The sequence below is a fragment of the Couchioplanes caeruleus genome (genome assembly GCF_023499255.1).
GTDB lineage: Bacteria > Actinomycetota > Actinomycetes > Mycobacteriales > Micromonosporaceae > Actinoplanes > Actinoplanes caeruleus_A.
In genome coordinates, this window is record NZ_CP092183.1 from 4,067,062 (window position 1) to 4,078,874 (window position 11,813).

Annotated in this window: 12 protein-coding genes; 7 read left to right on the forward strand and 5 right to left on the reverse strand. The window is 73.8% G+C overall.

Annotation, left to right across the window (positions count from 1 at the left end; genetic code table 11):
- Positions 1–117: 117 nt before the first annotated feature.
- Complete coding sequence (locus COUCH_RS18735) at positions 118–1,392, reverse strand: sensor domain-containing phosphodiesterase (RefSeq protein ID WP_249613380.1); 1,275 nt, start codon at positions 1,390–1,392, stop codon at positions 118–120.
- 183 nt (positions 1,393–1,575) lie between these two features.
- Between COUCH_RS18735 and COUCH_RS18740 the strand changes: the two genes are divergently transcribed.
- Genes COUCH_RS18740 through COUCH_RS18755 form a run of 4 tightly spaced genes read left to right on the forward strand, consistent with a single transcriptional unit; the run spans position 1,576 to position 4,020 of the window.
- Positions 1,576–2,319 carry a lytic polysaccharide monooxygenase gene (locus tag COUCH_RS18740; RefSeq protein ID WP_249613381.1) on the forward strand — a complete coding sequence of 248 codons (744 nt, stop codon included), beginning with the start codon at positions 1,576–1,578 and terminating at the stop codon, positions 2,317–2,319.
- Positions 2,304–2,897 carry a DUF305 domain-containing protein gene (locus tag COUCH_RS18745; protein ID WP_249613382.1) on the forward strand — a complete coding sequence of 198 codons (594 nt, stop codon included), beginning with the start codon at positions 2,304–2,306 and terminating at the stop codon, positions 2,895–2,897. Before COUCH_RS18740 ends, COUCH_RS18745 begins: the two co-directional genes overlap by 16 nt.
- A 31-nt stretch (positions 2,898–2,928) precedes the next feature.
- Positions 2,929–3,429 (forward strand): MarR family winged helix-turn-helix transcriptional regulator, encoded by a 501-nt coding sequence (locus COUCH_RS18750; protein WP_249613383.1) that lies wholly within the window; start codon positions 2,929–2,931, stop codon positions 3,427–3,429.
- A 9-nt stretch (positions 3,430–3,438) separates the two neighbouring features.
- Positions 3,439–4,020: a GNAT family N-acetyltransferase gene (locus tag COUCH_RS18755; protein ID WP_249613384.1), complete on the forward strand. Its 582-nt coding sequence runs from the start codon at positions 3,439–3,441 to the stop codon at positions 4,018–4,020.
- On the opposite strand, the gene COUCH_RS18760 is transcribed toward COUCH_RS18755, so the two are convergent.
- Positions 3,945–4,604, reverse strand: coding sequence for an O-methyltransferase (locus COUCH_RS18760; protein ID WP_249613385.1), 660 nt, complete (start codon positions 4,602–4,604; stop codon positions 3,945–3,947). The two genes, COUCH_RS18755 and COUCH_RS18760, sit on opposite strands and share 76 nt — an antisense overlap.
- A gap of 46 nt (positions 4,605–4,650) precedes the next feature.
- Between COUCH_RS18760 and COUCH_RS18765 the strand changes: the two genes are divergently transcribed.
- Positions 4,651–5,238 (forward strand): TetR/AcrR family transcriptional regulator, encoded by a 588-nt coding sequence (locus COUCH_RS18765; protein ID WP_249613386.1) that lies wholly within the window; start codon positions 4,651–4,653, stop codon positions 5,236–5,238.
- Here the strand turns inward: COUCH_RS18765 and COUCH_RS18770 are convergent.
- From COUCH_RS18770 to COUCH_RS18780, 3 genes are all read right to left on the reverse strand, one after another.
- Positions 5,201–6,364 carry a PQQ-binding-like beta-propeller repeat protein gene (locus COUCH_RS18770; RefSeq protein WP_249613387.1) on the reverse strand — a complete coding sequence of 388 codons (1,164 nt, stop codon included), beginning with the start codon at positions 6,362–6,364 and terminating at the stop codon, positions 5,201–5,203. The genes COUCH_RS18765 and COUCH_RS18770 overlap by 38 nt on opposite strands.
- 127 nt (positions 6,365–6,491) lie before the next feature.
- On the reverse strand, positions 6,492–7,130 hold the full coding sequence (locus tag COUCH_RS18775; protein ID WP_199512923.1) for a response regulator: 639 nt from the start codon (positions 7,128–7,130) through the stop codon (positions 6,492–6,494).
- The gene (locus COUCH_RS18780) at positions 7,127–8,299 is read right to left on the reverse strand and encodes a sensor histidine kinase (RefSeq protein ID WP_249613388.1); all 1,173 of its coding nucleotides are present in this window, start codon (positions 8,297–8,299) and stop codon (positions 7,127–7,129) included. The genes COUCH_RS18775 and COUCH_RS18780 overlap by 4 nt, the downstream gene beginning before the upstream one ends.
- Positions 8,300–8,518: 219 nt before the next feature.
- Between COUCH_RS18780 and COUCH_RS18785 the strand changes: the two genes are divergently transcribed.
- Positions 8,519–9,247, forward strand: a complete 729-nt coding sequence (locus tag COUCH_RS18785) for an ABC transporter ATP-binding protein (RefSeq protein WP_249613753.1) — start codon at positions 8,519–8,521, stop codon at positions 9,245–9,247.
- Positions 9,244–11,799 carry an FtsX-like permease family protein gene (locus tag COUCH_RS18790; RefSeq protein WP_249613389.1) on the forward strand — a complete coding sequence of 852 codons (2,556 nt, stop codon included), beginning with the start codon at positions 9,244–9,246 and terminating at the stop codon, positions 11,797–11,799. The genes COUCH_RS18785 and COUCH_RS18790 overlap by 4 nt, the downstream gene beginning before the upstream one ends.
- Positions 11,800–11,813: the final 14 nt, after the last annotated feature.

An 11,813-nucleotide genomic window follows, 5' to 3' on the forward strand; every position in this document is an offset into this window, starting at 1 on the left:
GGCCACCTGGCGCGCGTCGGTGCCCTCGCTGCTGAAGGTTTCCCCACGGTGACCCTGTGTCGGAGAAAGGGCGACCGCAGAGTCACCGCTTTTGGGAAATCATCGGCGTGGCGGCTGTCAGACGGCGACGAGGCTTTCCAGGGCCGCCGTCCGGACCGGGGTGATTCCGTGCAGCAGCGACCGCGCCGCGGCCACCACGAGGTCGCGGTTGTGGGTGACCGCGAACGCGAAGCGGCGTTCCGCCTCCGGGCCGGTGTCGCCCAGGTCGCGCGCCACCAGGGCCACCGAGCGGTGCGGGCCGACCACGATGACGTTCCATTCGCCGCGCAGCGGGTCGTCGCCCTGCAGGCCCGCGCCGCGGACGCCCGGGGCCGGTTCGGCGGCGAGGCCCACGCCGAAGGCGGCGACGAGCGGGCTGGCCGCGGCGATGCGGGCGAAGCGGCGGGCGGTCGCCGCTCCGAAGTGGCGGGCGTCCTGGAAGCAGGCGAGCAGCACCTGGCCGCCGTCGGCGAGGGCCTCGATGTGGTGGCTGATCGGCATCAGCACCGACTTGGTGGTCTCCACCACCGGGCGGTGCGCGGCGACGATCTCGTACGGCGTCCCGGCCGCGGCCGCGGGCGCGCAGACCGGCGGCAGGGGAGCACTGCGCGCCGGGGGAGTGGCCGGCAGCGGTGCGGGCCGGCCGTAGCGCCAGCCCTGGGCCACGGTGGCGCCCATGGTGCGGGCGGTGAGCTCGTGCTCGAGGGTCTCCACGCCCTCGGCGAGGATGGTCGCGCCGCTGGCCTCCGCGTACGCCCCGACGGCCGAGACGACCTCGGCGGTGTGCCGTGCGGTGGGTGCGTGCAGCAGCGACATGTCGAGCTTGACCACGTCGGGGTGCACGAACGGCATCAGGGCCAGCGACAGGGGGTCCGCGCCGACGTCGTCGAGGGCCACACCCCAGCCCGCCGCCCGGCAGCTCGTCGTGGCGGCCAGCAGGCCGGACGGGTCGTCGGCGATCGCGCGTTCGGTCATCTCGGTGACCACGTGCAGGTGGCGCTGCGCCTCGGCGACCACGCCGGCGAGGTCGGGCGGGCAGGGCGTACGCCAGGACGTCGGCTCCATGTTCACGAACAGGGCCGTCCGCAGTTCCGCCGCGAGCGCCGCGCGGTACGCCGCCGCCCGGCAGACCCAGTCGAGCTCGCTGTCGCGGCCGGCCGTACGGGCGGCCGCGAACAGGGCGGCGGGGGATTCCCACGGGGTGCCCGCCGGTCCGCGGCTCAGCGCCTCGTAGCCGACCAGGTCGCCGGTGGCGAGCGAGATCAGCGGCTGGAAGACGGAGGTGACGGCCCGGGAGTCGATCACGTCGTGGATGTCCGGCACCTCGTCGATATCGGCAGCGGCGGCCCGCACCTTAACGACCGCCGGGTACGCGTCGCACACATCGAAATTCTTGATTAGATCTCTTTACTGTTAACAAGCTTTAACTTATGTTGGGCGAACAGCCGGGGAGGTCCCCCATACGTCCCCGGTTCCCCGCGGCGGGTCGGCCGCCCCCACGCCCGGCCTGCCGTCCCCCATGAAGAGGAGACCTTCATGAGACGCAGAATCACCCTCCCCCTCCTGAGCGCCGCGGCCATCGGCGCCTCCCTGTTCGTCGCCGTGGCCCCCGCCTCGGCACACGGCTACATCTCCTCGCCCCCCAGCCGCCAGGCCAACTGCGCCAGCGGCGCCGTACCCAACTGCGGCGACATCGTGTACGAACCGCAGAGCGTGGAGGCTCCCAAGGGCTCCATGCAGTGCAACGGCGGTGGCAGCCGCTTCGCCGTGCTCAACGACAACAGCAGGAACTGGCCCGCCGCCTCGGTCGGCACGTCGGTGACGTTCAACTGGGTCCTCACCGCCCGGCACGCCACCAGCACGTGGGAGTACTTCATCGGCGGCACGCGGCTCGCTTCGTTCAACGACGGCGGCGCGCAGCCGGGGGCCACCAAGTCCCACACCGTCAGCATGGGCAGCTTCCGTGGCCGGCAGACCGTGCTCGCCCGGTGGAACATCGCCGACACGGCCAACGCGTTCTACGCGTGCGTCGACCTGAACATCGGCGGTGGCGGGAGCACGCCACCGCCCACGACGCCGCCGCCGACGAACCCGCCGACCACGCCGCCCACCACCCCGCCGACCCAGCCGCCCGCCGGCGGGACCTGGCAGGCCGGAACGGCGTACGTCGCCGGGAACGTGGTGACCTACGGCGGTGCGACGTACCGCTGCCGGCAGGCGCACACGGCGCTGGCCGGGTGGGAGCCGCCGAACGTGCCCGCGCTGTGGGAACGGATCTGACGACGTACCCGGGGCGGGTCCGCGGCCGTGGACCCGCCCTGCCCGTCGTGGCCGCGGTGGTGCTGATGCTGCTCGCCGCGTGCGGCGCGGCGCCGGCCCCGCCGCCACCGCCGGCGTACGACGCGACCGACGTGATGTTCCTCCAGATGAGCCTCGAGTACGTCCGGCAGGGCGAGCTGGTCGTGACGCCCGCCGCGCAGGGGGCCACCGATCCGCGGGTGCGGGCGCTCGCCGCCGAGCTGCGCGACCAGTGGCGCGACGAGGCGCAGACCATGCAGCGCTGGCTGACCGGGTGGCAGCAGCCGCCCTCGGCCGATCCGGACGCCGGCGTGCACGCGGGCCACGGCGATTTGCACTCGCTGCGCGACGCCGACATCGGCGAGCTGGCCGCGGCCCGCGGCGCGGCTTTCGACCGTACGGCGGTCAGCATGCTCCTGGGGCACCTGCACAACTGTGTCGAGGTGGCCCGCATGGAGGTCGCGGGCGGGCGGTACCCACCGGCCAGGGCGCTCGCCGAGCGGATGACCGCGGCGCGGCAGGACCAGATCCGGCGCCTCCTGGTCCTCGCCGCCGCCTAGTTGAAGCTTCAAACCGACGTACGATGGGGTGGTGAGCGCCGAACCCACCCGATGGCTGAGCGCCGGCGAGCTCGAGTCGTGGCTGCCGGTCGGGGGCCTGCTCCTGCGCCTCCCGGCGGCCCTGGACGCGCAGATGCAGCGCGACTCCGGCCTGAGCCACTTCGAATACCTCGTGCTGGCCAACCTCTCCGAGGCGCCGCGGCGCACCCGCCGGATGAGCGAGCTGGCGGCGCTCGCCAACGGCTCGCTGTCGCGGCTGTCGCACGTGGTCAAACGCCTCGAGGGCCGGGGCTGGGTCGAGCGGACGACCTGCCCGCAGGACGGCCGCTACACCAACGCCGTGCTGACCGAGGCGGGCTGGGCGAAGGTACGGCAGAGCGCGCCGGGCCACGTCGCGGCGGTGCGGGCGCTCGTGCTGGACGCGCTCAGCGACGACGACCTGGCCCGGCTCGGCGACATGGCCCGGCGGATCATGTCCCGCATCGCGGCGGACGACCCGGGTCAGGTCGCGGGCCCGGGCGGCCGCGCCTAACCTGCCCCCATGCCCGAGTTGATCGCGCCCACCGCCCGCCTGCACGCCGGCTGGCTCGCCGCCCGCGACGACTGGGGGCGCGGCGTGCACCAGGACGGCTCCGGGCTGCGCCCCGGCGACGACGTCGACACACCGGACGGCTTCGCGGCGTTCGTCCGCAAGCTCCTGCGCGAGTCGGATCCGGCCGTCCCGCCGGTGCCCGGCTGGGTGCACTGCACCTACTGGTGGATGGTGGAGGGCGACGAGGTGCTGGGCACGATCGCCTTGCGGCACGAGCTCAACGACTTCCTGCTCGAGGCCGGCGGCCACATCGGGTACGGCGTACGCCCGGGCGCGCGGCGGCGTGGCCTGGCCTCGTGGGCGCTCGCGGGCGTGCTGCCGTACGCGAAGGGCCTCGGTCTGGACCGGGTGCTGGTGACCTGCAACGAGGCGAACGAGGCCTCGCGCCGCACGATCGAGCGCGCCGGCGGCGTGCTGGAGGACGTGCGCGACACGGAGATCGGCCGGGTCCGCCGTTACTGGATCGCGGTGGCGGGGGACCAGCAGCTCAGCTCCATACCGTCGTCGACGGGGAAGTCCACGCTGACGTAGCCGTTGCCCGGCGCACGCACGTACGCCAGGTAGCCGGCCATGCCGGGGAACGTGGTGTCGTCGGCGACGACCAGGGCGCCGGGGCGCAGCCGGGGTTCCAGCAGGCGCAGCACCGGCAGGCACAGGTCCTTCCAGCCGTCGAGCAGCACGAGGTCGACGGGCCCCGGGACGCCGGCGAGCGTCCGCAGCGCGTCGCCGGGCAGGATCGTGACGACGCCGGCGAGCCCGGCCTCGGCCAGGTTGGCGCCGGCCGCCGCCACCTTGGCCGCGCTGAGCTCGGTGGTGTGCACGTGCCCGAAGCCGTTGTCGGTCACCGCGGCGGCCAGGTAGAGCGTGGAGATGCCGTACGACGTGCCGAACTCGACGACCGTGCGGGGCCGGCTGGTCCGCACGAGCGAGTAGAGCAGCTCACCGCCGCGCGGCGAGACGGGCATGTAGACGTCGTGGAGCGCGTCGGCGCGTTCCTGGGCGGTGGCCGTGTCGAAGTCCAGACCGGGGTGGTCACGGAGGTCGTCCTGCCAGGCGGCGGTGAAGAGCCGGTCGAGGACGGCAGCGGCGGGCGACTGTGTCAGAGTGGTCGGCATGACGGCAACGCTAGACGCAACGTTGCGTCTAGACAAGGGAGGCGGAGTGGAACACCGGGGCAACCGGCACGGGCGCAGCGAGCACGCCCGGCAGAGCGTGCTGCTCGCGGCGGACGACCTGCTGGTGGAGAAGGGCTTCGCCGGGCTGACCATCGAGGGCATCGCCGCGCGGGCCGGGGTGGCGAAGCAGACCATCTACCGCTGGTGGCCGTCGAAGACCGACGTGCTGATGGACGCGTTCATCCAGGACTCCGCCGAGGACCTGGAACCGCAGGACACCGGCAGCCTCGCCGGCGACCTGCGCGAGTACCTGACCCGGCTCGCGGCGTACCTCACGGAGTCGGACGCGGGCGCGGTGTTCCGGGCGCTGACCGGTCAGGCACAGCACGACCCCGCCCTGGCCGCGCGGCTGCGCGAGGAGCACCTGACCCATCAGCGGGCCCGCGACCGCAGGCCGCTCGAGCGCGCGGTGGCGCGCGGCGAACTGCCCGCGGACGCGGACCTCGACGTGCTGGTGGACCGGCTGGTCGGCCCGATCTACTACCGGGTGCTCGTGACCGGCGAGCCGGTCGGCGCGGCCCTGGTGGAGGAGCTCATCACGGCGTGTACGCCCGGACCGTCCGGCCGTTCGTGACGTACAGCCGGCCGCCCGCGACCACGACGTGCCGGGTCGCCGTGCCGAACGGGCGGATCGTCGTCCCGCTCGTCGGCGCGAGGATCAGCAGCGACGTGCCGCTGGTGGCGTAGAGCAGGCCGCCCGCGCGCACCAGGTTCCCCGGCGTCGCCAGCTTCCGGGTCCACAGCAGCTTGCCGTTCCCCGGGCCGTACGCGTTGATCCGCCCGGCCGAGGCGACGTAGACCCGCCGGCCGTCGGTGGCCAGGTCACCCGACTCGTTCTTGACCGTCCACAGTGTCTTGCCGCTGCCGGTGGCCAGCGCGCGCAGGCCCGGCGTCCCGGAGACGTAGAACTGGGCGCGGGCCGGATCCGCCGCGCTCGCCGAGTAGCGCAGGCCGGTCATCCACGGCCCCGTGCCCGTGGTGATGGACACCGCCTCGGTGTACGCGGTGCGCGTGCCGGCCAGCAGGATGCGCCCGCCCGACGACACCGGCCCGGCGAGGACGGCGTTCGTCCGGCTCCACAGCGACGCGCCGTCGGACAGCCGGAACGCCTCGACCCCGTACTCCTCGCCGTCGCAGGTCCCGCAGAAGCCGGACACGGCCACCGTGCCGGCGTCGACGACCACGGTGTCGGTCGTCCACCACGTGAGGCTGCTCCACCGTTCGGCGCCCGTGGCGGCGTCGAGCGCGATGACGTTGCTGTCGTAGCTGCTGTTCGAGAAACAGTTGATGTCCGTGACCACGACCGTGCCGCCGGCCACGGCCAGCCCGGTCGCCTCCAGATATCCGGCGGTGTACACCCACAGCCGCTTGCCGGTCTTCGTGTCGTACGCGCCGACCCCGTTGCCGTCGGGCTCCAGCACGAACATCCGGCCGCCCACGACGACGGGGGCGACCGGGTCCAGCGGGCAGCTGTCCGGCCCGGCCTTCGGGGTGACGGTCCAGCGGGTCTTGAGCTTGCCCACGGTCGACGAGTTGATCACCGACTCGGCCGGGTTGTACGACGTGTGACCGGGACCGTAGCCGTCCTGCGCCCAGTTCGCCGCCGGCGCGGCGGCGGGGGAGGGTGACGAGGGCAGGACGAGGCCGGCGAGGACGGTCGCCAGGGCGAGGCCGAGGCGGCCGGTTCGGGTGAGCTGCATGGTCACGATCGTCGGTAAAGATCACCACGCGCGGGCCGGGTTGCCCGGCCCGGCGCGAGATTCGCCCGATCGGGGTCGGCCTGCCGGTGGACCGGCCGGGAGACGGTCGGCTGCGGCGGGGCGTGCGTCAGCTGACCAGGCGGCGTTCCCAGGCCCAGGCGGCGATCTCCACCCGGTTGCGGGCGCCCAGCTTGGTCTGCACGCTGCCCAGGTGGGTCTTGACCGTACCCACCGAGATGAACAGCTGCGTCGCGATCTCGGCGTTGGTGAGCCCGCGGGCGGCCAGCTTCACCACGTCCAGCTCGCGCGGGGACAGGCCGCCGTCGTCGTCGCTCGGCGCCGGCGGGGAGAGGTGCTCGAGCAGGCGTACGGTGATCGACGGGCTGATCAGCGCGTCGCCGGAGACCGCCGCCCGGACCGCCTCCACCAGCAGCGCCGGGCCGGAGTCCTTGAGCAGGAAGCCGGCCGCGCCGTTGCGCAGCGCCTGGTGCACGTACTCGTCGAGGTCGAAGGTCGTCACCACGACCACCTTCATCGGGTCCGCGACGCCCGGGCCGGCCAGCAGCCGCAACGCCTCCAGGCCGTCCATGCGCGGCATGCGGATGTCGAACAGCGCCACGTCCGGCTTCAGCTTGCGCGCCATCGCGACCGCCTCGACACCGTCGGCCGCCTCGCCGACCAGCTCCATGTCGGGCTGCGCACCGATGATCATGCCGAAGCCGGTGCGTACCATCGCCTGATCGTCGGCGATCATCACGCGGATCACCGCGTCACCTCCTGGTCGAGCGGCAGGGCCGCGTCGACCACCCAGCCGCCGTCGATGCCCGGCCCGGCGGTGATGCGCCCGCCGACCGCGCGGACCCGCTCCTGCAGGCCCACGAGACCGTACCCCGGCGCCTCCCGCGGCGCCGCGGCCTTGGGCGGCAAACCGTCGTTCGCGACCCGGACCAGCAGCCAGTCGGGCGTACGCCGGATCCAGACGTCCGCGACCCGGACGCCCTGCGCGTGCCGCCGGATGTTCGTCAGCGCCTCCATCACCACCCGGTACGCCGACGTGGACACCTCGACGGGCACCCCCGCCGTGCTGCCGTCCACGTGCAGGCGGGCGAGCGGGCCCCCGGAGTTGGTGAACTGCTCCAGCAGCGGCGCGAGCTCGTCGACGCCGGCCAGCGGGGTGAGCGGGGCGTCCGGCGACGCGTTCGGGTCCCGCAGGACACCGACCATCCGCCGCATCGAGGCCATCGTCTCCGCGCCGGCCGTCTCGATCTGCTCCAGCGCGATCAGGGCCCGCTTGGGGTCCTGCTCGGCGATGAACCGGGCGCCCTGCGCCTGTACGACGATGCCGGTGACGTGGTGGGCGATGAAGTCGTGCAGGTCGCGGGCGAACTCGGCGCGTTGCTCGGCGCGGACGGCGTCCATCGCCCGGTGCCGGGTCGACTCGATCATCCGCAGGTACACGCCGGCGCCGATGACCGCCGTGCCGGCCAGGCCCTGCACCAGGCCGGCGATGACCATCTCGTAGTCGGCGCCGCTGCGCAGCGGGAGGAAGCCCAGCGCCATCCCGAGCGCCAGCACCGCGCCCACCGCCCACTGCGGGTCGCCCCGGCGGCAGACGACGAACAGCACGCCCATCAGCCCGACCGTCTCGGCGAGGCCCCAGCTGCCGTTGCTGTACCCGGATGCGGACGCGGCGACCACCACGGTGAGGAACAGTGAGCAGACGGCGAGGACCAGCGCGGTCCGGGGCAGGCGTTTGGAGCCCTGGCGGTGCCGGGGCAGCCACACCGCGGCCGTGGCGATCGCCATGGGCACGCGCAGCAGCACCAGCGCACCGTCCGCCATGCCGGACGCGAGGTCGAAGAGGCCGATGCACGCCATGACGAACAGGGCGGCGAACTGGGCGAGGCGGAACAGCAGGTCGCGTTGCGTCAACATCGTGCCTCGAGCGTAATGCCTGCTCCCGGGGCTCCCATCGGCCGAAAGGCAGATCCGCGCCGCGCGCCGTCCCCCGCTGGGGACCGATGTGGGGCGGGCCCGGTCTGCCGCAGGATTCTCAGCGTTCCCACAGATCCACATCCCGGAGGCAAACCGATGTACCCGCAGTCCCCGGCCGTCGTGCCGACGACCCCCGCCGGCGCCGGCCCGGACGAGCGCATGACCGCCGTGGCGGCCGTGGACCTCGTCAAGGTGTACGGCGCCGGCGACACCGCCGTACGCGCCCTCGACGGCGTCACGGTCGGCTTCACCCGCGCCCAGTTCACCGCGATCATGGGCCCGTCCGGCTCCGGCAAGTCGACGCTCATGCACTGCCTCGCCGGCCTCGACAAGGCCACCTCCGGGCACGCCATGCTCGGCGGCACCGACCTGACCGTGCAGCCCGACAAGGTGCTGACGAAGGTACGCCGCGAGCGGATCGGCTTCGTCTTCCAGTCGTTCAACCTGCTGCCGCAGCTGACCGCCGAGCAGAACATCACGCTGCCGCTCGACCTGGCCGGCCGGACCGCCGAGCGCGGGCTGCTCGCCCACCTCACCGACGTGCTCGGCCTGACCGGGCGGCTCACCCACCGCCCCAGCGAGCTCTCCGGCGGCCAGCAGCAGCGCGTCGCCCTGGCCCGCGCGCTGGTCTCGCGGCCCGAGGTCGTCTTCGCCGACGAGCCGACCGGCAACCTGGACTCGCGCTCCGGCGCCGAGGTGCTGTCGTTCCTGCGCAACTCGGTGCGCGACCTCGGCCAGACCATCGTGATGGTCACCCACGACCCGGGTGCCGCGGCGTACGCCGACCGGGTGGTCCTGCTCGCCGACGGCCGCATCGCCGGCGAGATCGACAACCCGGACCGCGCCTCCGTGACCGAGGCCCTGCAGCACCTGGGGAGCCACCAGTGAGCGTGCTGCGCACCCAGCTCGCCGGAGCCGCGCGGCGGCCCTCCCGGCTGCTGCTCACCGGCCTGGCGGTGCTCGTCGCGTCCTTCGTGGTCTACGCGACCGTCCTGGCCCGCGACATCACCAAGGCCACCGTGCTGGACGGCCTCAGCGGCACCCCGGCCGCGGTCGACCTCGCCGTGGGCAGCGACCCGGACGGCGGCTCGGCGCTGATCACCACGGGTGACCTCGCCAAGCTGAAGGCGCTGCCCGGTGTCGCCGAGGCGGTCGGGCGGGTCGAGGCCGGCGGCGACGTCGGCGGGCAGTACCTGAGCGTCGTCGCCGACCCCGGCAGCGGTCCGCTGTCGACCGTGCACGTCAGCCAGGGCGCCTTCCCGTCGGCACCCGGCGAAGTCGCCGTGACCCCGCGGACGGCGGACCGGATGGGCCTGCCCGTGGGGTCCACGGTCAGCATGACGACCGCCTGGGACGACAAGGGCAAGCCCACCAAGCACCAGACGGTCAAGGTCGTCGGGATCGTCGAGACGTCGGCCGACTACGGCTTCTCCGGGTACGCGCCGCAGAGTTCGGTGACCGCGCTCTCCGGCGGGAACCAGCTGAACCAGATCGACCTGCGGCTGGACCCCGGCGCCGACCTCGACTCGGTGCGCGCCGCCGCGGAGAACCTCATCGCCGCCGGACCCGCGCCCAAGGACGGCCTGGAGCGGCCGACGGTGTCCACCGGTGCCGACATCCGCCACCGGGAGGCGCTCTCGGCGGTCTCCGACCTGGACCAGATCTTCATCGCGGTCGGGATGTTCGTCGCGATCGCGGTGGTCGCCGCGGCCCTGGTCGCCACCTCCACGTTCCGCATCGTCTTCGCCCAGCGGATGCGCCAGCTGGCGCTGCTGCGGGCGGTCGGCGCGGGCCGGGGCGCGCTGTGGCGGGCGCTGGCCGTCGAGGGTGCCGTGATCGGGTTCGTGGTCGGCGCGGTCGGGGTGCTCGGTGCGCTCGCGGTCGGGCACGCCGTACCGCCGCTGCTGCGCGCCTTCGACATCGACATCGCCTCCCCGGGCTTCCCGCTGATGCCCGCGCTCGGTGTCGTTCTACTGTCGACCGTCATCACCGTGCTGGCCGTGGTGGCCCCGGCGTTCACGGCCGCCAAGGTGGCGCCGCTGGAGGCGCTGCGCGCGGCGAGCACCACCGCGGGCCGCAAGGACATCGGCAAGCTGCGCGCCGCGTTCGGCATCCTGCTCGCCGTCGTCGCCGGCCTGGCCGCGGCGTTCGTGGTGATGAACCTGCCGGGCCGGGACACGAAGAACTACGACCCCGCGCCCATGCTGCTCACCACCATCGCCTCGGGCGCGCTCGCGTTCTTCGCGCTGATGGCGCTCGGCCCGGTGCTGGTCCGTCCGGTCCTGGCCACGGTCGGCTGGCCGGTCCGCCGGCTCGGCCCCCTCGGGCGCCTCGCCGTCGGCGGTGTCGGCGGCGCTCCCCGGCGCGCGGCCGCGGTGTCGGTCGTCGTGGCCCTGGGCGTCACGCTCATCGCCGGTGTGGTCGTGACCGGCGCGTCCGTGCGGGTACTGGCCGACCGGCAGATGGCCACCTCGGTGCCGGCGGACTACGAGCTCACCAGCAACGGCGACGGCCAGGTCCCCGCCGCGGTGGTGGAGCAGGCGAAGGCGAGTCCCGACCTGACACACGTGACACCGTACCGCCGGCTGCCCGAGGTCCTGGTCGGCGGCGGCCAGACCCAGCTGCAGGCGTCCGACCTGGACATGGAGGCGCTGCCCACGCTGTCGAAGATCGACGTCGAAGCGGGCTCGCTGGCCGCGATCGGGCCCGGCAAGGTCGCCCTCTCCGGCTACGCGGCGGAGGACACCGGCCTGGGCGTGGGCGACACCGCGACGCTGACCGCCGGCAAGAAGAAGGTGCAGGTCCAGATCGTGGCGACGCTGCCCGACTCGGGGCCGCTGCAGTCCGACATCCTGGCGGATCCGGCCGACCTGACGAAGCTCGGCGCGCCGGCCACCGTCGCCGGGCTGCTCGCCGACGCGGCCAAGGCCGGCGAGGACGGGCGTACGGCCGGGCAGAAGGCCATGCAGCAGCTGACCCAGGGGCGTACCGGGCTGGGCGTGGAGGTGCTCGCCGACCAGCGCGACGAGGCCAACGCGGTGCTCAACGGCGTCCTGGCCGTGGTCCTCGGGCTGATCGGCCTCACCGTGCTCATCGCGGTCGTCGGCGTCGGCACCACGACCGCGCTGTCCGTGGTCGAGCGGGTCCGCGAATCCGGCCTGCTGCGCGCGGTCGGGCTCTCCCGTGGCGGCCTGCGGGCCATGCTCACCGCCGAGTCCAGCCTGTACGGCGTCATCGGCGCGACGATCGGCGTGCTGCTCGGCGTCCCGTACGCCTGGCTGTTCCTCAAGGCGCTCGGGGTGAACGCCCCGCTGGAGCTGCCGGCCGGTCAGCTGATCGGGGTCTTCGCCGCGCTGGTGCTGTTCACGGCCCTGGCCGGGGTGCTCCCCGCCCGCCGGGCCGCCAAGGTGAGCCCGGTGGCCGCGCTCGCCACCGACTGAGCACGGTACGACCG